Raw genomic sequence first — 23,319 nt, 5'->3', positions numbered from 1 at the left:
AGAAAATGAGCAAGAAGAGCGCGAACGGATTTGCACAGCGCCTGGGCCCGGGCCTCATCACCGGGGCTGCTGACGACGATCCAAGCGGCATCGCGACCTACTCGCAGGCGGGTTCACAGTTCCGATTCGGTCTGGTCTGGACCCTGCTGCTCACCACGCCGCTCATGATCGGCATCCAGATGCTGTCTGCGCGCATTGGATGGGTAACGCAGCAAGGACTCGGGGCGAACATCGCCCTGATGTGCCCGCGGTGGCTCACCGTGCTTCTCGTCGGCCTCCTCGTGGTGGCGAACACGATCAACATCGCCGCGGACATCGGCGCGATGGCAGACGCTTCGCGCCTGCTGCTCGGGGGCCCGCAGTCGCTCTACGTCGTCGCATTCGGAGCCGTGTGCATTGCAGGACAGTTGTACTTCTCCTACGAGCGGACCGTGAGGGTCCTGAAGTGGCTGACGCTTGCGTTGTTTTCGTATGTCGCAGTCATCCTGTCGGTGCATGTTCCGTGGCGCCAGGCCCTGCTTGAAACCGTGCAGCCCTGGGCCTACTTCCCGAAGGACATGTCTGCTGGCGACTACGCCAGCATGGTGGTCGCAGTCCTGGGGACCACCATCAGTCCCTACCTGTTTTTCTGGCAGGCGTCGCAGGAGGCTGAGGACAATCGCCGCCGACCCGAAGCCGCCGCTCTGCGAACGCACCCGGCCTATGCGGCCGAACACCTGTCTCGCATCAAGCAGGACACGAATGTCGGGATGCTGTTCTCCAATGCCGTCGCACTGTGCATCGTTGTGGCGACGGCGGTGACACTGAATCACCCTGGACCGAACACCATCCAGACTTCCGCGCAGGCCGCCGAGGCGCTGCGGCCGGTCGCCGGAGACTTTGCGTTTGCATTGTTCGCACTGGGCATCATCGGCACCGGGCTCTTGGCGGTGCCGGTCCTGGCGGGCTCGGCTGCTTACGCGGTCAGCGAGGCGTTCGGATGGAAGGCGGGCCTGTCACGGGGCTTCGACGATGCTCGCGGCTTCTACGTCATCATCATCGCGGCGACCGCGCTCGGTGCCTTGATGAGCATTTTCGAGCTGGACCCGATGAAAGCCCTCGTCTGGAGTGCCATCGTCAACGGGGTCATTTCCGTTCCGATCATGGTCGTGATGATGTGGATCGGCCAGTCTTCGACCTTGATGGGAGACCTCACGATGAGCACCCGTCACCGGGTGTTTGGATGGGCGGCCACCGGTGTGATGGCAATCGCAGTAGCCGTGATGCTAGTGTCCTGTTCCTTTCATTCATAGGCACAGAAACTGGTGAGGGCGCTGGGTGCGCGTCCAGACTATCGCCGCCGCCGTCAGCCACACAGACCTCAAGAACCGCGGCGGCATGGCTTTCTGTACGCCACAGGGGATCGAGCACCGCAGCAGTCTCAGTGCCCCGACGCCACCACCGCGCCAATGCCGGTTTCCGATCTGACCTGCTGCGCTGCGAATCCGGCCCGGTCCTGCGCCGCGCGCGCGCTCGTGTCCAGGATCGAGAACAGCCAGATGCCGAAGAAGCCGATCGTCATCGAGAACAGCGCCGGCGAGGCATAGGGGAACCATGCCGAGCCAGGGGGGTTGCCCAGGGTCACTTCCCAGACTGCCGGCGACACCAGCGTCAGCAGCACCGAGGACAGGAGGCCGAGAAAGCCACCGATCACCGCGCCGCGCGTCGTGCAATCCTTCCACAGCACCGACATCAGCAGCACCGGGAAATTGGCCGAAGCTGCGATCGCGAACGCCAGGCTCACCATGAAGGCGATGTTCTGCTTCTCGAAGGCGATGCCCAGCACCACGGCAACGATGCCGAGTCCGACCGTGGTCATCTTCGACACGCGCAGTTCCGCCGCGCTGTCGGCCTTGCCCTTCTTGATGACCGTGGCATAGATGTCGTGCGACACGGCCGATGCGCCGGACAAAGTCAGGCCCGCAACCACCGCCAGGATGGTCGCGAAAGCCACGGCCGAAATGAACCCGAGGAAGACATTGCCGCCGACCGCATTGGCCAGGTGAATAGCGGCCATGTTGCCGCCCCCCAGCAACGCGCCCTTGGCGTCGAGGAACTGCGGGTTGGTCAGCACGAAGGTGATCGCGCCGAAGCCGATGATGAAGGTGAGGAGATAGAAGTAGCCGATCCAGGTGGTCGCCCACAGCACCGACTTGCGGGCCTCCTTGGCGTTGGGTACCGTGAAGAAGCGCATCAGGATGTGCGGCAGGCCGGCGGTGCCGAACATCAATGCCATGCCGAAACTGATCGCCGAGACCGGGTCCTTGATGAAGCCCCCCGGACCCATGATCGAGAAGCCCTGGGCAGCGGCTTCAGCCGGTGATTTGCCGGAGGCGGCGGCCAATCCCGTCTTGATTTCCACGGCCTTGGCGAACATCGCTTCCGTGCTGAAGTCGAAGCCGTAGAGCACCATGAACGCCATGAAAGTCGCCCCCGCCAGCAGCAGGCAGGCCTTGATGATCTGGACCCACGTGGTCGCCGTCATGCCGCCGAACAGCACGTAGACCATCATCAGCGCGCCGACGATCACCACCGCGATCCAGTACTCCAGCCCGAACAGCAGCTTGATCAACTGGCCCGCGCCGACCATCTGCGCGATCAGGTAGAAGGCGACGACCACCAGCGTGCCCGAGGCGGCGAAGACGCGCACGGGCGTCTGCGCGAAGCGGAACGCGGCCACGTCGGCGAAGGTGAACTTGCCGAGGTTGCGCAGCCGCTCCGCCAGCAGGAAGGTGACGACCGGCCAGCCGACCAGGAACCCGATCGAATAGATCAGGCCGTCGAAGCCGCCCACCATCACCGCCGCAGAAATGCCCAGGAACGATGCGGCCGACATGTAGTCGCCGGCAATGGCCAGCCCGTTCTGGAAGCCGGTGATGCCGCCGCCGGCGGTGTAGAAATCGGCAGCCGACCTGGTCCTGCCGGCAGCCCACTTGGTGATGAAGAGCGTGAACACCACGAACCCGGCGAACATGCTGATGGCCGTCCAGTTGGTGGGCTGCCGCTCGGTCTGGCCGAGGTCGGCGCCGGCCGCGAAGGCGGCGCCGCAGGCAGCCAGCAGCCCGGCAATCGCCGCAGCCCTGATGACCCGCCCAGTGGGCACCGGCGCGGTCACTGGAGTGCTCCCTTGATGATCCGCTCGCTCAGCACGTCGAACTCGCGGTTCGCGCGGCGCACATACATCGCGGTGATGGCGATCGTGAAGGCGATGACGGCCAGGGCGACCGGCATGCCGAGGGTCGTCACGCCGTCGCCCATGCGCGTTGCCAGGAACGGCTTGTCGAATGCCACCAGCAGGATGAAGCCGTAGTACACCAGCATCATCGCGAGCGTGAGCCACCAGCCCATGCGCGTACGCCTGGCCTTGAGCTCCTGGTAGTTGGGGTCGCGCGCGACGCGGGTCGCCAGGTCATCGGCTTGCATGGGTGGTCTTTCAGATCTTCTCGGCCAACTGCTGGAGTACCGCCGGGTTTTCGAGGGTGGAAATGTCCTGGGTGATGGCTTGCCCGGCGGCGACGGAGCGAAGCAGGCGGCGCATGATCTTTCCGCTGCGCGTCTTCGGCAGGTTGTCGCCGAAGCGGACGTCCTTCGGCTTGGCGATCGGGCCGATTTCCCTGGCGACCCAGTTGCGCAAGGTGTTGGCGATCTGCCTGGCTTCTTCACCCATGGGCCGGCTGCCCTTGAGGACGACGAAGGCGCAGATGGCCTCGCCGGTGGTGTCGTCGGGGCGCCCGACCACCGCGGCTTCCGCGACCAGTTCCGTGCACGACACCAGCGCGGACTCGATCTCCATCGTTCCCAGGCGGTGGCCGCTGACATTGAGCACGTCGTCGATGCGGCCGGTGATGGTGAAGTAGCCGGTGCCAGCGTCGCGGATCGCGCCGTCGCCGGCCAGGTAGAAGCCACGTAGCTCCGGCGGGAAGTAGCTGGCCCGGTAGCGCTCGGGGTCGCCCCAGATGGTGCGGATCATCCCGGGCCAGGGTTTCTTCACCACCAGGATGCCGCCCTGGCCGTTCGGCACGTCGTTGCCCGCCTCGTCCACGACCGCCGCCTCGATGCCGGGGAACGGCAGCGTGCAGGAGCCCGGGACCAGCGGGGTGGCGCCAGGCAGCGGGGTGATCATGTGGCCGCCGGTCTCGGTCTGCCAGAAGGTGTCGACGATGGGGCAACGCCCGCCACCCACGTTCCGGTGGTACCACTCCCACGCCGCCGGGTTGATCGGCTCGCCGACCGAGCCGAGGATGCGCAGGCTGGCGAGGTCGTAGCGGTCCGGATGGATGGCCGCATCCGCTTCGGCTGCCTTGAGGAGCGAGCGGATGACGGTCGGCGCGGTGTAGAAGATCGTGACGCCGTGCCGCTGGATCATCTGCCAGAACCTGCCCGCATCGGGGTAGGTGGGCACCCCCTCGAACATCACCTGGGTGGCGCCGAGCGCGAGCGGGCCATAGGCGATGTAGCTGTGGCCGGTGATCCAGCCGATGTCGGCGGTGCACCAGAAGACATCGTCGTCCTTCAGGTCGAAGGTCCACTTCATCGTGACGGCGGCGAACACCAGGTAGCCGCCGCTCGAATGCTGCACGCCCTTGGGCTTGCCGGTCGATCCGGAGGTATACAGCAGGAACAGCGGATGTTCGGCCCCCACCCATTCAGGCTCGCAGCTGTCTGGCTGGACAGCGCACTCGTCGTGCAGCCAGCGGTCGCGCGCCGGGTTCCACGCCACGGCAGCGCCGGTGCGGCGGTAGACGATGACGTCGCGCACCGAGTCGCAGCCACCCAGCGCCAGGGCCTCGTCGACGATGGCCTTCAGCGGCAGGTGCCTGCCCCCGCGCACCTGCTCGTCGGCGGTGATGACCATCACCGCGCCGGCGCCCTCGATCCGGTCGCGCAGACTGTGCGCTGAAAAGCCGCCAAACACGACCGAGTGGGTTGCGCCGATGCGCGCGCACGCCTGCATCGCCACCACGCCCTCGATGCTCATGGGCAGGTAGATGACGACGCGGTCGCCGCGCCGAACGCCGCGCGCCTTCAGCGCGTTGGCCAGGCGGCAGGTCCGGGCCAGCAGATCACGGTAGCTGACGCGGGTGACCGTGCCGGCGTCGGACTCGAACACGATGGCCGTCCTGGCGCCCCTGCCCGCTTGCACATGCCGGTCCAGGCAGTTCCAGGAAACGTTCAAGGTCCCGTCCGCGAACCACTTGTAGAAGGGTGCCTCGCTCTCGTCCAGCGACTTGCTGAAGGGCGTTCTCCAGGCAACCACGTCGCGCGCGATGCCGGCCCAGTAGCCGCCGTAGTCGGCCTGCGCCTGCGCCACCAGCTTGCGGTATGCGGCCATCCCCGAAACATGCGCCGCGGCCTCGAGGACCGGTGGCGGAACGTAGAGTCCGTGCGGGGCGAAAGAAGCGAGATCCATCGTGTGAACGTCCTGCTGCGCGGTTGTCGGAACAGCATGAAATGTCGCCGGCATCGGAGCGCCGCCGCATGATGTGCATCAATGCCGGCGGCATTCCATGAAGCTCAATGCACCCGCATTTCCACGGTGCGCGTGAGGCCCTCCAGGTCGGCGAGCCGGACGTGCTTCTTGTCCACGTCCAGCAGGCCTTGCTGCTGGAGGGCCGAAAAGGTGCGGCTCACGGTTTCCAGTTTCATTCCCAGGTAGCTGCCGATCTCGGCGCGCGACATGCGCAGATGGAACTCGCTCGCGGAGTAGCCACGCGCCTTCATGCGCTGGGAAATGTTCAGCAGGAAGACCCCCAGGCGTTCCTCGGCATTCATCGAGCCGAGCAGCATCATCAGGCTGTGTTCGCGCACGATTTCGCGGCTCATGAGCCGGCTGATGATGTTCTGCATGTCGGGATTGCCCGCCGCCAGCTCGGTGAGGCCCGCGTACGGGATCGCGCAGATCTCCGCATCTTCCAGTGCCGTGGCCGAGGTCGCGTGCGTGCCATGCGCCAGCCCGTCCAGTCCCATCAGCTCGCCGGCCATGTGGAACGCAGTCACCTGCTCGCGCCCGTCCTTCAGCGCCAGCCCGGAACGGAAGGTGCCGCTGCGCACCGCGTAGATGAACTGGAACTTGTCGCCCTGGCGGTACAGGCCGTGGCCCGGCTTGAGCTTGCGGCGGGCGAACATCATGCCGTCCAGGCGCTGCACGTCCTTGCCCGCCAGGCCGCAGGGCAGGCACAGGTCCTTCAGGTGGCACGTGGAGCACGGCGTGGGCACCGTCGCGCGGGTGGCTGCGGCTGCGTGTTCGCCTGCGGCGCTGCGGCTGAAGTGGACCGCCGAAACGGCGCTCGCGGGGGTGGTGGTGTTCATGTTCGGTGCCTCTGGGTCAATGTGGGAAGCGGGTGCAGGCCGAAACGACAGCTTGTGCGAGCTGGTCGAATTCGGAGCTCTTGTCGAGGAAGCGGACCGCCCCTTCGGCGAGGTAGCGCTTGCGGTATCCGGCGGCGGAGTTGTTGCTGAAGACGACGAAGGCGATGGCCGGGTCAGCGCGGCGCACCGCCTTGAGCACGTCCAGGCCGGTGCCGCCTTCCAGCTGGCAGTCCAGGACCACGACGTCGGGGCTGGATCCCAGAATGCCCGCGATGCAGTCCTGCGGCGTTTCGCCTGCGCCGACGATCGTCACGGCCTCGCCGGCGAGGAGCGTGACCACCCTTTGGCGAATCGGCGCGGAGTCCTCGGCGAGGTAAACCTTCAGGTGGGCAAGGCACGTCTTCATGCCCTGTACCTTGCCCTGGACGGGCGTGCCGCGACATCGGCGCCCCCTGAATCGGAGCCTAGGAGGACTCCGGTTGCGGTTCTCGTCACCGGCCGATGCCGCCTAGGACGATTCCCAGGAAGCCCCTAGGTTTCCGCCAGGCCGTGCTTGATCGCGTAGCGAACGAGTTCGCTCGGGTTCTGCAAGTCCAGCTTGTGCATCAGGTTGGCCTTGTGCGTGCTCACGGTCTTGACCGAGAGGTGCAGCGCCGCTGCGATCCCGGTGACCGACTGGCCTGCCACCAGCATGCGGAACACTTCGAACTCACGGTTGGACAGTGCCCCATGCGGCGCCGCATCGTTGCCAGGCATCGCGCCCAGGGCGAGCTGTTCCGCGACTTCGGCGCTGACATAGGCGCCGCCGGAGGCGACCTTGCGGATCGCCGGCTCCAGCAGCGCGGGGGCGCTGTCCTTCGTCAGATAGCCGCTGGCGCCCGACTTGATGGCCCGCACCGCGTACTGCATCTCCTGGTGCATCGAGAGCACCAGGATGCGCAGCCTGGGCTTCTCCGCCTTGACCAGCTTGATCAGCTCCATCCCGCTGCGGCCTGGCATGGACAGGTCCAGCACGAGCACCTGGAAATCCAGATCGCGCACCCGCTGCATGACCTCGCTGCCGTCGGCCGCCTCGCCGACCACGGCGAGGTCGGGCACCGCTTCCACGATCCGTTTCAGCCCCTCCCGGACGATCGCGTGGTCGTCGGCGATGACGATGGGGATCAAGCGCCTTCCTCCTGCGAACTGGCGAGCCAGCGCCCGGATTTCTGGTGGGCAGGGTGGGTGGCGTGCAAGGCGGGTGGCGAAAGCTCGTCTGCCCTGAATCTACAGCACAAACGCGCCGGCTCCGGCAGGGGCGGACCCTCGAAGTCAACGCAGCACGAGCACCGGAACCGCGCCGTGCGTCAGCACGTGCTGGGTCTCGCTTCCCAGCAGCAGGCGCTTGAGCCCCTTGCGGCCATGCGAGGCCATCACCACCAGGTCGCACCGGTTCTTGCGGACGGCGCCCAGGATGGCTTCGGCGACGAGATCCGAGCGCACGGTGATCGCCCTGGCCTTCACGCCTGCCTTCGCCGCCGCCTTGCTCACTTCATCGGCGATCGCCTGGCCCTGTTCGGCCCATTGCCGTTCGGCGCGCGCCACCTCGTCCGGGGACACGCCGTTGCCACCTTCGAAAAAGGCGGTGGGATAGCGCGGCACCACGTTCACGCCGACCACTTCGGCGCCCACACTCGCGGCGAGTTCGACCGCGCTGCGAATCGCCTTGCGCGAGAGCGGCGAGCCGTCGGTGGGGACCAGAATTCGTCGGTACATGCGTTCTCCCTGAACGTGCCAAGCTTAGGGGCCCCGAGTCCTGCGCAGTTGACCCACATCAAGTGCAGCGCGCGCCATCCGCGGAACACTCTGCGCACCGCAAACAAGGAGACCCACCATGGCGCGCTGTGCCCTCCAGATCATCCGCGACGAACACGCCGCAGTCGCTGCGATGCTGCGTTCCATGCTGATGCTGATCGAGCGGGGGCCGGGTGAGCCGCCCGAGCGCTTCTTCGACGTTCTCCGGGCGATGCTGTTCTACATCGACGAATTTCCCGAGCGGCGCCACCACCCCAACGAGTCGAAGTTCCTGTTCCCGAAACTGGCCCGGCTGCGGCCCCAGCTGATGCCGGTGATCCAACGGCTGGAGGAGCAGCACATCAACGGCGAACGGCGCGTGCGTGATCTGCAGCACCTGCTGCTCGCCTGGGAGCTGCTGGGTGACTCACGCCGGGCAGCATTTTGCAAGGCTGCACAGGACTATGTCCGCTTCTACCTCGATCACATGCACACCGAGGAATCGGAACTGCTGCCGGTCGCCGACAAGCTGTTCTCCGAAGAAGATCGGCGCGAGCTGGACCGCGCGTTCGCGGCGGACCGGGACCCGCTGGCCGGCGGTGTGAGCGACTCGAGCTACGACCGCCTGTTCACGCGCATCGTGCTGCGCGCTCCTGCGCCCATCGGCGTCGGTCCCGAATTCGCCTGACCCCGGGGCGGGCAAAGCGCAGGCGGCGGCGCCTGCCGCATCCTCCACTTCGGTCATCCACCCGCGCAGGAATGGCGAGGGAAGGTGCTACCCTGATCGCAGCACCTGCCCCATGTCTTCCCTCCTTGCCACCGAGCCAGCCGCCGATGCCGGAACTCCGGTGGCCGAGACGCGCTCCGGGCGACGCCGTGGCCGTGTCCTCGGTTCCTTCGGCATGGTGGTGGTGGTGGTGGTGGTCGGCCTGCTGGTGACGCTGCTGTCCTGGGAGATGGCCCGCGGCCTCGCGCGCCAGGACCAGGCCCGCCGCTTCGAATACCGCACCAGCCGCATCGTGGGCGCCCTGCGTCAGGGCCTGGAGTCGGACCAGGTGCTGCTGCGTTCCGTCTCGACCCTCCTCGGCACGCGCGGCGACCTCAGCCGCTCCCAGTGGCGCGATTACTTCGACGTGATGGAGAGCGGCAGCCGCGCACCAGGGCGGCTGTGGCTGGCATTCGCGCAGCGGGTCCCGGCGGTCGAACGCGAGGCGCACGAGCGGCAGGCGCGCGCCGACGGCCTGGGAGACTACCGGGTGCGCGCGAGCGAGCCGCGCACGGACTATTTCCCGCTTGCCTATTTGCGCGCCTTCGGCACGAATGACCTGAGTCCGCTGGGACTCGACCTGCAGGACGACACGCTCGCACGCGCAGCGATGTCCCGCGCCATGCAGACCGGGGCGATGGTGATGGCGGGGCCGCTGGCGCTGTCCGCCGCCGCGGGGCAGGGCGGGCGGGTCTGGGCTCTGGTCGTGCCGGTGTATGCGGGCGGCGTAGCGCCTGCGGCCGAGGCCGAGCGCGCGCGGGCGCTCACCGGCTACCTGGTCGAGGCCCTGGACGCGCCAGAGATGGTGAAGGCGGCCGTGGGCCAGGATGCGGCCCTCATCGGCGTGCGCGTACACGATGGCAACGTCCCCGTGTTCACCAGTGCCGAACTGCTGCAGCAGGCGGCCGTCGGCGACGAGTCGGCGCTGCGCCGCGTGACACAGCTGGAGTTCGGCCAGAGCCGCTGGCAGCTGGAGTTCCTGCCGCTGCCGCGCTTCGGGGACACCCTGCCTTCGGACCAGTCCTCGGCGATCCTCGGGCTCGGCATCGTCATCAGCGCGCTGATGGCCGGCCTGCTCGGGCTCGTCTCCAGGCTGCGGGTGCGCGCGCTGGCGCTGGTGGACGAGCGCACGGGCGCGTTGCGTAGTGCGATGCAGCAGCATGCGCAGAGCGAGGCACGGCTGCGTGCGGTGTTCGACCATGCGCTCGATGCCTTCATCACCATCGACACGCATGGGGTGGTCCAGACCTTCAACCTGGCGGCCGAACGCATCTTCGGCTGGACAGCCGACGAGGTGATCGGGCGCAACGTCCACATGCTGATGCCGCCACCGGACCACGAGCGGCACGACTCCTACCTGCGCAACTATCTCGCCGGTGGCCCCCCCAGCATCATCGGCATCGGCCGCCTGGTCACCGGCCGGCGCAAGGACGGCACCCACCTGCCGCTGGACCTGGGCGTGAGCGCGATGACGGTCAACGGCCAGAAGCTGTTCTCCGGGATCATGCGTGACGTCACGGAGCGGGTGGCGAGCGAGAGTGCGCTGCGCGCCAGCGAGCGCAAGCTGCGCTCGTACATCGAGCAATCGCTGGAAGGGATCATGGTGGTGGACGGCGAGGGCCATTACCTGGAGACCAATCCGGCGGCGGCGCAGATGCTGGGCTACCCCGAGCACGAACTCGTGCAGATGACGATCGCCGACGTGCTGGCCGGCGACGAGGCCGAGCGCGCGACGGGTCTCGCGCACTTCCGGCGCGTTGCCGTCGAAGGCCGCAGCAGCGGCGAAGTGGGTTTGCGCAAGCGCGGCGGCGAGACTTTCATCGCCGAGATCAACGCGGTGGCCCTGGGCGGCGACCGCTACCTGGCCATCTTCCGCGACGTCACCGAGCGCCGGCTGGCGCAGCAGGCCTTGCAGGCGGAGCGCGCGCAACTGGAGCAGCGGGTGCAGGAGCGCACCGCGGTGCTGACGCAGACGAACGCGACGCTGCAGGAGGAGATCAACGAGCGCAGGCGCATCGAGGCGGAACTGGTGGCCGCGCGCGAGCAGGCGCTGCAGGCGGCGGAGGCCAAGGCCTCCTTCCTGGCCAACATGAGCCACGAGATCCGCACGCCGATGAATGCGGTGATCGGCATGACCGCGCTGCTCGAGGACACCGGCCTCGACGCCGAACAGCGCTCCTACGTGCAGACCATCCACACCAGCGGGGACGCCCTGCTGTCCACGATCAACGACATCCTGGACTTCTCCAAGACCGAGTCGGGCATGCTGGAACTGGAGCAGCGCCCGTTCGAGCTGGGCGTGTGCATCGAGGAGGCCTTCGACATCCTCGCGCCGCGCGCGGCCGACAAGGGCATCGACCTGCTGTACGAGATCGCCGAGAACGTGCCGCACTGGATCGTCGGCGACGCGACGCGGCTGCGGCAGGTGCTGGTCAACCTGCTGTCCAACGCGGTGAAGTTCACCGAGCACGGCGAGGTGTGCCTGACGGCCAGCGTGCTGCGGCGCGAGACCGAGCGCGTGCAACTGCGCTTCGCCGTGCGGGACACCGGCATCGGCATCCCGGCAAGCCAGCAGGAACACCTGTTCAAGGCCTTCTCCCAGGGAGATGCCTCTACCACCCGCAAATACGGCGGCACCGGCCTGGGACTGGCGATCAGCGCGCGGCTGGCCCGCCTGATGGGTGGCGACATCCGGGTCGAGAGCCAGGAGCGCCAGGGCTCCACCTTCTCGTTCACGATCGACGCCGGCATCGGCCGCGACGTGCCGACGGCCCGCTACCGCACCGGCAGCGCACCCGAACTGGCGGGCCGCAAGGTGCTGCTGGTCGACGACAATCAGGCCAACCTGCAGATCCTGAAGACGCAGTGCACGCGCTGGGGCATGGAGGCGTTGTGCGCAACGCGCGGCACCCATGCCCTGGCGCTGCTGGAAGCCGAGGGGCCGTTCGACATCGCGGTGCTGGACCTGCACATGCCCCACATGGACGGCCTGCAGCTCGCGCGCGCCATCACCGCGCAGCGTGGCGACAGCGCACCGCCGCTGGTGCTGCTGTCGTCCTCGCCGGGGCGAAGCCGCGACGCCGCGGCGATGAAGCTGTTCGCCGCGACGCTGTCCAAGCCGGTGAAGCATTCGCGGCTGTTCGCGGTGCTGGACGAAGTGGTCCACCACCACCGCGCGGCGGCTGCCGCGCCGCCCGCGCAGATCATCGATCACACGCTCGCCGACCAGCTGCCGATGAATATCCTGGTGGTGGAGGACAGCGACATCAACCGCAAGCTGGCCGTCACGATGCTGCGCAAGTTCGGCTACACGTGCGAGGTCGCCGTCGATGGTTCCGAGGCCGTGGCGAAGGTGCGGACGCAGCGTTACGACCTGGTGTTCATGGACCTGCAGATGCCGGTGATGGACGGCCTGGAGGCGACGCGCCAGATCGTCGCCATGCAGCCGCCGCATCGACGCCCACGCATCGTCGCCATGACCGCCAACGCCCTGCCGCAGGACCGCCAGCGCTGCCTCGACGCGGGCATGGACGACTACATCGCCAAGCCGATCCTGCCGATGCTGGTGCAGCAGCTGATCGAGCGCTGGGCGCCCCAGCGCTCACGCGCCCCGGGGGAGGCAGCGCACGGCGTCCTCGACGAGGCCATCCTGAAGGAGCTCTCGGCGCTGGACGAACCCGGCGCGCCCTCGATCCTGCGCCGCCTGCTGGGCGACTACCTCAGCGAAACACCGGCGGCGCTGAGCGCGATCAACCAGCACCTGCACAGCGGCGACACCACGGACCTGGGCAAGCGCGCCCACAAGCTGGCAGGCACCAGCGCCAGCCTGGGCGCCAAGGCCATGGCGGAGGTCTGCAACCGCATCGAGCAGACGGTGCAGCGCAATGAGACGTCGCCGCTGGCCGCGATGGTGGAGGAGCTGGAGATGCGCTTCACACGCACGCGAACGGCGCTGCAGCGGTACGTGGCGAGTTGAGCCGACCCAACTTGCCGGGCCTCTCCCATCTTGATCGGATCCCGTCAGCGCTTCGCCAGTCGCGACACGCCCCCGAAGCTGCCCACCCACATGGTGCCGTCCGCGCCCGTGTCCATCGAGAAGACGGTGTTCGAGAACAGGCCGTCGCTGGTGGTCAGCACCTCGAAATGCTCGCCTTTCTTGCGCGCCAGGCCGGCGTTGGTGCCGATCCACAAGTCGCCGTTGGGGGCCTGGTGCAGCATGAACACATGGTTGCCGGGCAGGCCGTCCTTGACCGTGTAGTTGCGAAAGCCCTTGCCGTCGAAGTGGGCCAGCCCACCGCCCCAGGTGCCGGCCCACACGGTGCCGTCGCGGTCGGCCACCAGCGAGACGATGTAGTTGGGGTTGTACGCCGTGTCGATCCCGGTCAGTCCCATCTCTTCCTTCTGGCGGGCATGGTGGCTCGACACCTTGGACGGATCGTTCTTGAACGTCAGGTCGTCCTTCACCAGATCGAACGATGCCCCCTGGCCCTTGGCATGGTTCCAGTTGTCCCACTTGCCGTTCTCGAAGCGCGCGAGCCCGCCTTCGGTGGCCAGCCAGACGATGCCGTCCTTGCCTTCGGCCAGGCCGTAGACCCAGTCGTTGGGGAGTCCGCCCTTGGTGGACGCCACGGTGTGCAGCTCCCACTTGGACCGGTCCTTCAGGTTGCCGCCCCGGATGCGGTTGACGCCCGACCAGGTGGCGATCCACACGTCGCCGTTCTTCGCCTTCAGCACGTCGTACACGAAGGCATCGCCCAGTCCGTCGGGGATGTTGTAGCTCTCCCAGGTGCCGCTCTTTTCGTCCAGCAGCGACAGTCCGCCGCCGTAGGTTCCGACGGCCAGCTTTCCGTCCAGGCGGCTCACGTGGAACACGCCGTTGGACAGCAGGCCCGCGCGCGTGTCGAACAGCTTGTATTCGTCGGTCTTCGTGTTGTAGCGGATCACGCCGCCGGAGGTGCCGACCCACACGATGTCACCTTCGACGAGGATGTCCTTGACGTTGCGGTTGCCGACGCGAAAGTGCACGAACTTCGCGGCCGGATCGACCTGCACCTTGCCCTCGGTGGCGGGCGCGCCGCCCTCGGCCACCGGCGGATGGCCCGCGGGAGCGTGGATGCTGCCGGGTGCCGCGGCGTTCGCTGCGTCACCCATCTTCGCGGTAACCGCCATTGGCACCGGTTGCTTGACGGCGGCGGGCGAGCCGTTGCTGCGACCGAGCGTGTAGGCGCCGGCGATGACGCCGCCCAGGGCGATCGCCAGCACGGCGATGGACTTGTGACCGAACTGCATCTGCTGCTCCTTGATCTTCGGGTCGTGCCGCATCAGCGGCCGATGCGGGCGACGCCCTTGCGGGTGCCGGCCCAGACAACGCCTTGCGGCGTGATCGCCAGCGCATAGACGTTGTCTTCCAGCAGGCCTTCCTTGCGGCCGAAGTTCTGGAACTTCTTGCCGTCCCAGCGCGATACGCCGCGATTGGTGCCGAACCAGAGCGCGCCGTCGCCGTGCTGCGCGATCGAATAGACGATGTTGCCGGCGAGGCCGTCGCTGCTGGACAGGTTGGTCCACTTCTTCCCGTCGAAGCGCGCGACGCCGCCGCCCCAGGTGCCGGCCCAGATCGCGTCGTCGGCCGCGACATGGATCGCGAACGTGTAGTTCGGGTTGTAGGTGGGCTGCCCCTCGTTCAGGGTTGCCAGATCGTGGCGCGAGCGGGTGCCGAGACCGGTGTTGGTGCTGAAGGCGAGCTGGTCGGTGTTGGGTGCACCCAGGCCGTCCTTGTGGGTCCAGCTTTTCCAGGTCCTGCCGTCGAACATCGACACGCCGCCTTCGGTGCCGAACCACACGCGGTCCTGCCGGTCGACGCCCAGGCCGTAGACCCACTCGTTGATCAACTCGCGCACGTAGGTCGTGAACTTGCCAGTCCTGGGGTCGACCTTGTTGGTGCCGGCCCAGGTGCCGATCCACAGCGTGCCGTCCTTCTGGCTGGCGAAGCAGTACACCCAGTAGTCGGCCAGGCCGTGCATCGGGAAGAAGGTCTTCCACTGGCCGTCCTTGTAGCGCGAAACGCCGCCGGCATTGGTGCCGAACCACTTGTTGTCCTGCGCATCGACGGTGACGGCGAACACGTATTCATTGGCCAGGCCGTCCTTGCGCGTGAAGGTGCTCAGGGCCTTGAGCGTCTTCAGGTCGACCTCGTGCACGCCCGAGGAGGTGCCGACCCACATCACGTTCTTCTTCGCTTCCACCTTCAGCGCGCGCACGTACACGCCTTCGCCGACCTCGAAGGTGTCCAGCACGCGCCAGCCGTCGGCCGCAGGCCTGGCGGCGGCTGCGCCGGAGCTGGCGGACGCCGGTGGTTGCGCAAGGGCGCTCGCGGCGCCGGTGGCCAGTGCCACGGCCAGCGCGAGTGCCGGCAAGGCGCGCGTGCGTTTCATTCCTGTCGTCATCAGCTGAGGGTCCTCAGGTAGGCCACCACGTCCAGGATCTCGCGGTCCCGCAGCACGCCGAAGTAGCCGGGCATCGCGCCCTTGCCATTGCGGATCGCGGTAAGCAGCTGCATGTCGGGACGCATCAGTGCCTCCATGCGCCGGAAGTTGGGGGCGCCGGGCATCACGGGCGTGCCACTGGCGCCGTGGCACATCGCGCAGTGCGTTGCGTAGAGCGTGCCACCCCGGGCGATGTCCGCCGCGGCTGCAGGGCCCGCGGCGAGCGCGAGCAGCATCGCGGCGAGCATTCCCGAGCGCGGGAAAGCGGCTGCGCGCAGCGCCAGAATCGAGATCACCTGACCTCCGCGGCGGCGTTCTTCGGCGCAGCGTCGGCCTTGCGCTGGTAGGCCCTCGCCAGCTCGGGGTCCTTGGCCAGGCCCAGCGTCCCGGTGCGATAGGCGCGCGCCAGCTGGTCGAAGGCCGGGCCGTAGTTCCTGCCCTCCGCCTTGCGATAGAGCTCCAGCGCCTGCGCCGGGTCCTGCGCCACGCCGGCGCCGTCGGCATAGGCGCGGCCCAGGCCGACCTCGCCGGCGGGCTCGCCGCGTTCGGCGGCCTTGCGGTACAGGACGACGGCTTCGCTCTCGAATTCGGCGGCTCGCAGCAGGTCGCCCAGGCGCGCCATTGCCAGCGGGTGGTCCTGGTCGGCGGCCCGCCGCAGCAGCGACATGGCATCGGGGACGTCGCCGGTGCGCAGCAGGGCATCGGCCTGCTGCACGTCTTCGGCGGGGCCCGCATGCAGGCCCAAGGCGGCGAACAGCGCACCCGTCCACAGGGTGCAGCGCGCGAGGAAGCGGGTGGCTTGAAGGGTGTTCATGCACCCTTCAGTGCAACTTCCAGACCACCCGGCTTGAGGTGGATCAGGGCCCGGCCATCCGTTGGTGACTAAGCCTCCGGCGTGTCGCGACCCTGCTCATGCTCTTCCAGCTTGCGGTACAGGCTGGACAGGCCGATGCCCAGGGCCTGGGCTGCGGCGCGGCGGTCGCCGTCGCATTCCTCGATCGCGCGCAGGATCAGTCCGTGCTCGAAATCGCGGAGCTGCTCGCGCAGCTGGCCGCGCGCGGCGGCTGGCAGGGTGGTGCCGGCGGGCGTGGTGGGCGTGATGTTGGGCGGCAGGTCGGCCACCGTGATGCGGCCGTCCTCGGCGAGGATGGTCGCACGCTGCAGCACGTTCTCGAGTTCGCGCACGTTGCCCGGCCAGTCGTAGCCCACCAGGATGTCCTCGGCCTCCGCATCCAGCGCCAGCTTGCCGGCCACGCCGAAGCGCTCGGCACCGCGCGCGAGCAGATAGCGGATCAGCGGCGGGATGTCTTCGCGCCGCTCGCGCAGTGGCGGCACCGTAACGAGGAAGCCGCTGATGCGAAAGTACAGGTCCTCCCGGAAGCGCCCTGCCGCGACCATTTCCTTGAGGTCGCGATTGGTGGCAGCGATGATGCGCACGTTGATCTTGCGCACCTGCTCGCTGCCCAGCGGCCGGATCTCGCGCGCCTCCAGCACGTGCAGCAGCTTCACCTGCAACTCCAGCGGCAACTCGCCGATCTCGTCGAGGAAGATGGTGCCGCGGTCGGCCTCCAGGAACAGGCCCTTGCGCGCGCGGTCGGCGCCGGTGAAGGCACCGCGCGTGTGGCCGAAGAATTCGCTTTCCAGCAGGTTCTCGGGGATGGCGCCGCAGTTCACCGGGATGAAGGGCGCGCCGGCACGCTGGCTCTGCTGGTGGATCGAGCGCGCCGTCACGCCCTTGCCGGTGCCGCTCTCGCCGGTGATCAGCACGGTGCTGTCGGTCGGCGCCACCTTGGCGACCAGGCGATCGAGCTGCTTCATCGCCGCAGAGAGCGCGACGCAGCGGTCGTCGCTGCGGCCCACCACCAGCTTGCGCAGCGTCTCGTTCTCTCCGCGCAGGCCGCGCAGGTCCGAGATCTGGTCCAGCCGCTGCTGCAGTTCCTCCGAACGCAGCGGCTTGATCATGTAGTCGCTGGCGCCGGCCTTCATGGCCTCGACCGCGGTGTCCACCGAGGAGAAGGCGGTCATCATGATGAAGGTGGTGTCGACGCCGCTGGCGCGCGCCTCGCGGACCACTTCGATGCCGGTCAGGTCCGGCATGTTGATGTCGCACAGCGCGACCTCCACGTCCCCCTTGGCCAGGCGCATCAGTGCCGCGCGGCCGCTGCCGGCGACTTCGACGGAATGGCCGGCGCGGGTCAGCGTCGCGGCAAGGATCTGCCGGATCGCGGGTTCATCGTCGATGACCAGGATCTGCAGCGTGGAACTCATTGCCGCAGTTTACCGGCTCATCCCCGTCAAGAGGCAGCCAGACGGTGACCCGCGTGCCGCCGCCGGGGCGCAAGGCCAGGCTGATTCGGCCGCCATGCGCCTGCACCACGGAGCGGCACAGCGGCAGGCCGAGGCCGGTGCCGCGGCCCGCAGGCTTGGTGGTGAACAGCGGCTCGAAGGCGCGCACAACCACCTCCGGCGGCATGCCGCAGCCGTTGTCGTCGACCACGAGCAGGATCCCGCCCTCATCCGGCCGGGTGCTGATGGCGATCCGCGCGGTGTGCGGCGCCAGCCCCGCCGTCGCGTCCGCGGCGTTGACGACCAGGTTGGTGAGCATCTGCATCAGCCGGTCGGCAAAGGCCATCGCGGCCGGCAACTGCGGATCGAGCGTCGTCGTGACCGTCACACCGTCCAGCCGCGGTTCGTAGCGCAGCAGGGCGAGGGTGTGGGTGACGATCTGGTTGACGCTGGCCAGCTGCCACTGGGCGGCCGGCCCCGCGGCCAGGTTCGAGATCTCGCGGGTGATCGCGATCAGTCGCGCCGTCTCCCGCAGGATCGGCTTCACGTCTTCGTCCCCGGTGACCGGTGGCGGGCCGGGCGAGGCGAGGCGCGCTTCCAGCAGGGCGCGCGCGTAGCCGTCGATGGCGGCGATCGGGTTGCCGATCTCGCGGATCACGCCGGCGGCCATCGAACCGATGGTGGCCAGCTTCTCCTGGTGCATGACGTGGCGCCGCTCCACGGCCAGGTCGCGCTCGTGCCGGGCCAGCGCCCCGGCCAGGTCGTTGACCGCCTGCGAGAGTTCGCCGAGCTCGTCGTGCCGGCTCAGCGGTGCGCCGGGGCCGCGGTCGCCCATCAGGATGTCCTGCGCCCGCGCACGCACCGCCGCGATGTCGCCGGCCAACCGCGAGAAGAACAGCAGTGCAAGGCTGCCCATCGAGGTGATCCCCAGCCAGGCGAGCGAAGCGATGGTCACCGTGCTGCCGTCGATGTAGTGGCGCGTGGTCGCCAGGTGGCGCTGGCGTTCCGCCGCCGTGTCGCGCAGCTCCGTGTCCAGCGCCTGCAGCGTGGCGGCGTCGCTGTCGCTACGCTGCTGCGCCTCCTGCCGCCATTGCTGCAGCAGGCCGTGCCGCGCGCTGGCGTCTTCCAGCTGCTGCAGCTGCGCCTGCACCGCACCGCGGAACAGTAGCGCCGACACCACCATGAGGGTGGCCAGCGCAATCAGCGCCAGGATGCCCAGCAGCCCGATCGCGCGCAGCGAGAACCGGCGCTGGCGCCAGCCGCTGCCCGCGGGCAGCGTGGCAGCGAGTTGCGGCAGCGGTGCGGCGGCGTCCATCAGGCGCCCTGCAGCACCCGCGCGACATCGGCGCGGACCGGCGCGGAGTCCCACGCGCGCGCACCCACCCAGCAGACCGCGATGTTGCCGTCACGGTCCACCACGAAGGTCTGCGGCAGCGCGTCGATCGCCAGTTCCTCGCGCACGACCGGCAGCTTCGGATCGAGCACGGCGCCGCGCAGGCGAACGGCGTTCTGCGCCAGATATTCGCGCACGGCGAACACGTCGTCGGCCAGCGCGAGGGCGGTGACGCCGATGCCCTGCGGCGCCAGCACCCCGGCCAGCCGCTCCAGCGCGGGCAGCTCCGCGCGACAGGGTGGGCACCACAGGGCCCAGAGGTTGATCAATTGCGGCTTGCCCGGCGTGGCGGCGAGCGTGAGTTCGCGGCCGTCGAAGTCGCGTACGTCGAGCGTCGGCCATCTCGGCCGCTTCGTTGCGGTCGCGATCGGCGTCGGCCACGGGCCGCAGCCGGCGGAGCAGGCCGCGAGCGCGCAGGCCAGGGCGGCGCGGCGCTTCATTTCACGGCCTCGACGATCACCAGCTGGACGTCGCGCGCACCCACGTTCACCGGGGCCAGCGTGCCCGTGAGGTCGCCGGGTTGCGGCATCGCGTTGCCGCTGCGCGAAATGCGCGCCACCAGCATCACTTCCGAATGCGTGGACAGGCGGGTCTGCGGGGTCATCGCCTGCGAGTCGTCCAGCCGGAACCGGAACGGGAAGCCGCCCGCGGGCACCCGCAGGATCGCCAGCGGCATGCGGCCGCCAGCGACCGGGCGCGCATAGACGAACAGCGTGGCGCCCGGAGCGAGCTGCGGCTTGAGCGCGTCGGCCACGGTGACGCTGCCTTCGATGCTGGTGCCGGCGGCGACGACGGCGACAGCGGCACCGGCGTTGTCGGCGACCGGCGTCCGCGCTCGCGCCGCCACCTGCGTGCCGCCCGCGTCGGCCTGGGCGATGTTGCTGCGAATCGCGGTGGCCTGCTGCGAGTCGGGCGGCACGGTGGCCAGCAGCTGTCGCCACCAGTTCGCGGCGCCCTCGAAGTCGCCGCGGTTGAAGGCGGCGGTGCCGGCCAGCGACAGCGACTTCGGGTGCTTCGGATCGACCTTCAGCGCTTGCTGCAGCAGCTGCATCGGCCGGCCTTCCAGGTTGCGGTCGTTGACCATGGCCAGCACGTCGGCGAAATCGGAGAGGATCTGCGGATCGCCGGGCGCCAACTGGTTGGCGCGCTCGTAGGCCTGCGCTGCTTCCGGCAGCCGGTCGAACGCCACGTAGGAGCGCGCCAGCATGTGCCAGCCGGCGGCGTCTTCAGGGTTCTTCTTCAGCTTCTCGGCCAGCTTGTCCACCATCGTTTCGATCTGCTCGCGGCTCATCGCATGCGGCGACGCTTCGCCGCTCGCCTGCTGCGGCTCGCTGGCGTGCAGCGCCGCGGGTGTGCCGGTCAGCGCATAGACCGCGAGCGCGGCGGCGGGGATCAGCAGCGCCACGGCGGCGACGAGCGACTTCGATCGCGGCCCGGCGTCCAGCGGCTGGTGGTCGGCGGGATCGCCCACTTCCTCCACCACCCGGGCCTGCAGTTCGGCCAGGGCCTGCTGGTGCTGCTCGCGGCTGAGTGTTCCTCGCGCGAATTCGGCATCGACCTGCGCCCGTTGTTCGCGGTACGCCGCCAGCGGCGATTCGGCGGCCCGGCGCACGCCGGTGGGGCGCAGCAGTGGCGGCAGCACAAACAGCAGCGCGCCGGCCAGCAGCAGGGCGACGCAGGCCCAGAAGGCAACAGTCATGTTTGGATCTCCGGCTCGTCCTGCAGCAGTTGTGCGGCCTCGCTGCGCTGCGCTTGCGTGATCCGCGTGACGCTGGGCGCGACCTCGCCGCGCCGGCGCACCACCAGCACGCCGGCCGCGATGCCGAGCGCCAGCAGCACGAAAGGCCCGGCCCACAACAGGATGGTGGTGGGTTTCAGCGGCGGGCGATACAGCACGAAGTCGCCGTAGCGCTCCACCATGAAATCCATGATCTGCCGGTCGCTGCGTCCGGCCTTGAGCTGTTCGCGGATCTGGTTCTTCAGGTCGGTCGCCAGTCCGGCATGCGAGTCGGCGATGGTCTGGTTCTGGCACACCAGGCAGCGCAGTTCCTCGCCGATGCGGTTGACGTGCGCTTCGAGTGCCGGGTCGTCGGCCAGCGCCGGCGCTTCTTCCGCGCGCACTGCCATGGCCGCAAGCAGCACCAGCAGGACGGCGACTATCTTCAGCCATTGCTTCATGCCTGGGCTCCTGCAATCAGCGCGGGCTGTGGCGCCTGGCGTGCGCTCTCGCGGGCCAGGCGATAGCGCCGGTCGGTGGCTGCCAGCAATCCGCCCAGCGCCATCAGCAGCGCGCCGGCCCAGATCCAGTCGACGAAGGGCTTGACCTGCACCCGCACGGCGAAGGCACTGCCGCCGACGTTCTCGCCCAGCGAGACATAGAGGTCGCGCGTGAGGCCGGCGTCGATCGCCGCCTCGGTCATCGGCATGCCTTGCGCCGTGTAGAGGCGCTTTTCCGGATGCAGCACGGCGACCGGCTGGCCATCGCGGGTGACCGTCATCGCCGCCCGCAGTCCCAGGTAGTTGGGGCCTGTGTACTCGGCGACGCTGTCCATCCGGAAGACATAGCCGCCCAGCGTGGTGGTGGTGCCCGGCTCCATGCGCACGTCGCGCTCGGTTTCCCAGGTCTTGACCATGGTCACGCCGAAGATGAACACGCCGACGCCGAAGTGCGCGAGCAGCATGCCCCATTCGCCGCGCGGCAACAGGCGGGGCAGGCGAGCGACGCGCTGCAGCAGCGAACCGGGGACGTTGCGGGCGCGCTCCAGCACGGTGACCAGCGTCGCGCCCGCGACCCACGCGGCCAGCAGCACGCCGAAGCAACTGAGGAGAGAGCCGCCCGCGGCGAGCGACACGCCACTGGCCACCAGCGCGGCCACCAAGGCCCAGCGCAGGCGCTTGGCCAGGTCCGGCAGCGAGGCTTCGCGCCAGCGCGCCAGCGGACCGACACCCATCAGGAAGATCGCCGGCGCCATCAGCGGCACGAACACGGCCTCGAAGTAGGGCGGGCCGACGGAGATCTTCCCCAGCGAGAGGGCATCGAGCAGCAGCGGATAGAGCGTGCCGAGCAGCACCGAGGCCGCGGCCACCGACAGCAGCACGTTGTTGGCCAGCAGCAGGGTTTCACGCGAGATCGCCTTGAAGCCGCCGCCGAGGCCGACCTTGGGAGCGCGGGCCGCGAACAGCGCCAGCGAGCTGCCTACGACGGCGACCAGGAAGGCGAGGATGTAGATGCCCCGCCGGGGGTCGGTCGCGAAGGCGTGGACCGAGGTCAGCACGCCGGAGCGCACGAGGAAAGTCCCGAGCAGGCTGAAGGAGAAGGCGAAGATCGCCAGCAGCACCGTCCACGAGCGGAACACGCCACGCTTTTCCGTGACGGCCAGCGAGTGGATCAGTGCCGTGCCGGCCAGCCAGGGCAGGAAGGAGGCGTTCTCCACCGGGTCCCAGAACCACCAGCCGCCCCAGCCCAGCTCGTAGTACGCCCAGCCCGAGCCGAGCGCGATGCCCAGCGTGAGGAACATCCAGGCGATGGTGGTCCACGGCCGCGACCAGCGTGCCCAGGTGGCGTCGAGCCGGCCCGAGAGCAGGGCCGCGATCGCGAAGGCGAAGGCGACCGAGAAGCCCACGTAGCCCATGTACAGCATCGGGGGGTGGATCACCATGCCGGGGTCCTGCAGCAGCGGGTTCAGGTCGCGCCCTTCGCCTGCTGCCGGCAGCAGGCGCGCGAACGGGTTGGACGTGAACAGCAGGAAGCCCAGGAAGCCGGCGCCGAGCAGCCCCATCACCCCGAGCACGCGGGCGACGATGGCCGTGGGCAGCCGCTGGCTGAACACCGACACGGCGATGCCCCACAGCGACAGCATCAGCACCCACAGCAGCATCGAGCCTTCGTGGCCGCCCCACACGGCCGCCACGCGATAGGGCGTGGGCAGTTGCGTGTTGGAGTTCTGCGCCACCACGGCGATGCTGAAGTCGTTGTTCAGGAAGGCGCTCACGAGCAGGGCGAAGGCGATCGCCACGAACAGGAACTGCCCCTGCGCCGCCGGCTGCGCCACCGCCATCCAGGTGCTGCGCCCGCGCGCGGCCCCCAGCAGCGGCAGGATCCCTTGCGCCAGCGCCAGCATCAGCGCGACGATCAGGCAGAAGTGGCCGATTTCACCAATCATTGTTGCTCCCGGTGGGGAGCGTGACGTGCACGGAGCGTGCCAGACGAATTGCGCCGAAAACCGTGTCCGCAGGGGCTGTCGCTTCCCGCCGGCAGGAAGCGCGCGGCG

Annotated in this window: 20 protein-coding genes; 3 read left to right on the top strand and 17 right to left on the bottom strand. The window is 68.7% G+C overall.

What is annotated here, in order from left to right:
• Positions 1 to 5: 5 nt before the first annotated feature.
• Positions 6 to 1,292, top strand: coding sequence for a divalent metal cation transporter (locus JWP60_RS01725; RefSeq protein ID WP_299785770.1), 1,287 nt, complete (start codon positions 6 to 8; stop codon positions 1,290 to 1,292).
• A 128-nt stretch (positions 1,293 to 1,420) separates the two neighbouring features.
• On the opposite strand, the gene JWP60_RS01720 is transcribed toward JWP60_RS01725, so the two are convergent.
• The 7 genes from JWP60_RS01720 to JWP60_RS01690 form a co-directional block, all read right to left on the bottom strand.
• Complete coding sequence (locus tag JWP60_RS01720; protein WP_299785768.1) at positions 1,421 to 3,154, bottom strand: cation acetate symporter; 1,734 nt, start codon at positions 3,152 to 3,154, stop codon at positions 1,421 to 1,423.
• Positions 3,151 to 3,462 carry a DUF485 domain-containing protein gene (locus tag JWP60_RS01715; protein ID WP_299785766.1) on the bottom strand — a complete coding sequence of 104 codons (312 nt, stop codon included), beginning with the start codon at positions 3,460 to 3,462 and terminating at the stop codon, positions 3,151 to 3,153. Before JWP60_RS01715 ends, JWP60_RS01720 begins: the two co-directional genes overlap by 4 nt.
• Positions 3,463 to 3,472: 10 nt before the next feature.
• Complete coding sequence (gene acs / locus JWP60_RS01710) at positions 3,473 to 5,449, bottom strand: acetate--CoA ligase (protein WP_299785764.1); 1,977 nt, start codon at positions 5,447 to 5,449, stop codon at positions 3,473 to 3,475.
• 104 nt (positions 5,450 to 5,553) lie between these two features.
• Entirely contained in the window at positions 5,554 to 6,348 is a 795-nt protein-coding gene (locus JWP60_RS01705) for a cyclic nucleotide-binding domain-containing protein (protein WP_299785762.1), read from the bottom strand.
• Positions 6,349 to 6,364: 16 nt separating this feature from the next.
• Positions 6,365 to 6,754 (bottom strand): response regulator transcription factor, encoded by a 390-nt coding sequence (locus JWP60_RS01700; protein WP_299785760.1) that lies wholly within the window; start codon positions 6,752 to 6,754, stop codon positions 6,365 to 6,367.
• A 125-nt stretch (positions 6,755 to 6,879) separates the two neighbouring features.
• The gene (locus tag JWP60_RS01695; protein WP_299785758.1) at positions 6,880 to 7,515 is read right to left on the bottom strand and encodes a response regulator transcription factor; all 636 of its coding nucleotides are present in this window, start codon (positions 7,513 to 7,515) and stop codon (positions 6,880 to 6,882) included.
• A gap of 144 nt (positions 7,516 to 7,659) precedes the next feature.
• A complete protein-coding gene (locus JWP60_RS01690) occupies positions 7,660 to 8,103 on the bottom strand; it encodes a universal stress protein (protein WP_299785756.1) in 444 nt (147 codons plus the stop codon).
• 118 nt (positions 8,104 to 8,221) lie between these two features.
• Here JWP60_RS01690 and JWP60_RS01685 point away from each other — a divergent pair, with 118 nt between their 5' ends.
• Both JWP60_RS01685 and JWP60_RS01680 read left to right on the top strand, forming a co-directional pair.
• The gene (locus JWP60_RS01685) at positions 8,222 to 8,809 is read left to right on the top strand and encodes a hemerythrin domain-containing protein (protein ID WP_299785755.1); all 588 of its coding nucleotides are present in this window, start codon (positions 8,222 to 8,224) and stop codon (positions 8,807 to 8,809) included.
• A gap of 112 nt (positions 8,810 to 8,921) precedes the next feature.
• The gene (locus tag JWP60_RS01680) at positions 8,922 to 12,863 is read left to right on the top strand and encodes a PAS domain S-box protein (protein WP_299785753.1); all 3,942 of its coding nucleotides are present in this window, start codon (positions 8,922 to 8,924) and stop codon (positions 12,861 to 12,863) included.
• A 44-nt stretch (positions 12,864 to 12,907) separates the two neighbouring features.
• Here JWP60_RS01680 and JWP60_RS01675 read toward each other — a convergent pair whose 3' ends face one another.
• The 10 genes from JWP60_RS01675 to JWP60_RS01630 form a co-directional block, all read right to left on the bottom strand.
• Complete coding sequence (locus JWP60_RS01675; RefSeq protein WP_299785751.1) at positions 12,908 to 14,209, bottom strand: two-component regulator propeller domain-containing protein; 1,302 nt, start codon at positions 14,207 to 14,209, stop codon at positions 12,908 to 12,910.
• Positions 14,209 to 15,318 (bottom strand): two-component regulator propeller domain-containing protein, encoded by a 1,110-nt coding sequence (locus JWP60_RS01670; protein ID WP_299785749.1) that lies wholly within the window; start codon positions 15,316 to 15,318, stop codon positions 14,209 to 14,211. The genes JWP60_RS01675 and JWP60_RS01670 overlap by 1 nt, the downstream gene beginning before the upstream one ends.
• Positions 15,319 to 15,329: 11 nt before the next feature.
• Positions 15,330 to 15,665: a cytochrome c gene (locus tag JWP60_RS01665; RefSeq protein ID WP_299785747.1), complete on the bottom strand. Its 336-nt coding sequence runs from the start codon at positions 15,663 to 15,665 to the stop codon at positions 15,330 to 15,332.
• Complete coding sequence (locus JWP60_RS01660) at positions 15,662 to 16,183, bottom strand: hypothetical protein (protein ID WP_299785745.1); 522 nt, start codon at positions 16,181 to 16,183, stop codon at positions 15,662 to 15,664. The genes JWP60_RS01665 and JWP60_RS01660 overlap by 4 nt, the downstream gene beginning before the upstream one ends.
• A gap of 68 nt (positions 16,184 to 16,251) precedes the next feature.
• Positions 16,252 to 17,637, bottom strand: coding sequence for a sigma-54 dependent transcriptional regulator (locus JWP60_RS01655; protein WP_299785744.1), 1,386 nt, complete (start codon positions 17,635 to 17,637; stop codon positions 16,252 to 16,254).
• Entirely contained in the window at positions 17,600 to 18,970 is a 1,371-nt protein-coding gene (locus JWP60_RS01650; protein WP_299785743.1) for an ATP-binding protein, read from the bottom strand. Before JWP60_RS01650 ends, JWP60_RS01655 begins: the two co-directional genes overlap by 38 nt.
• Entirely contained in the window at positions 18,970 to 19,488 is a 519-nt protein-coding gene (locus JWP60_RS01645) for a TlpA disulfide reductase family protein (protein WP_299785740.1), read from the bottom strand. Before JWP60_RS01645 ends, JWP60_RS01650 begins: the two co-directional genes overlap by 1 nt.
• Positions 19,485 to 20,747 carry a c-type cytochrome biogenesis protein CcmI gene (gene ccmI / locus JWP60_RS01640; protein ID WP_299785738.1) on the bottom strand — a complete coding sequence of 421 codons (1,263 nt, stop codon included), beginning with the start codon at positions 20,745 to 20,747 and terminating at the stop codon, positions 19,485 to 19,487. Before ccmI ends, JWP60_RS01645 begins: the two co-directional genes overlap by 4 nt.
• Positions 20,744 to 21,226, bottom strand: a complete 483-nt coding sequence (locus tag JWP60_RS01635; protein WP_299785736.1) for a cytochrome c-type biogenesis protein — start codon at positions 21,224 to 21,226, stop codon at positions 20,744 to 20,746. Before JWP60_RS01635 ends, ccmI begins: the two co-directional genes overlap by 4 nt.
• The gene (locus JWP60_RS01630) at positions 21,223 to 23,211 is read right to left on the bottom strand and encodes a heme lyase CcmF/NrfE family subunit (RefSeq protein ID WP_299785733.1); all 1,989 of its coding nucleotides are present in this window, start codon (positions 23,209 to 23,211) and stop codon (positions 21,223 to 21,225) included. Before JWP60_RS01630 ends, JWP60_RS01635 begins: the two co-directional genes overlap by 4 nt.
• Positions 23,212 to 23,319 lie beyond the last annotated feature (108 nt).

Source organism: Ramlibacter sp., from assembly GCF_028291745.1.
Classification (GTDB): Bacteria; Pseudomonadota; Gammaproteobacteria; order Burkholderiales; family Burkholderiaceae_C; genus Ramlibacter.
This window is presented reverse-complemented; position numbering and strand designations above follow the sequence as displayed.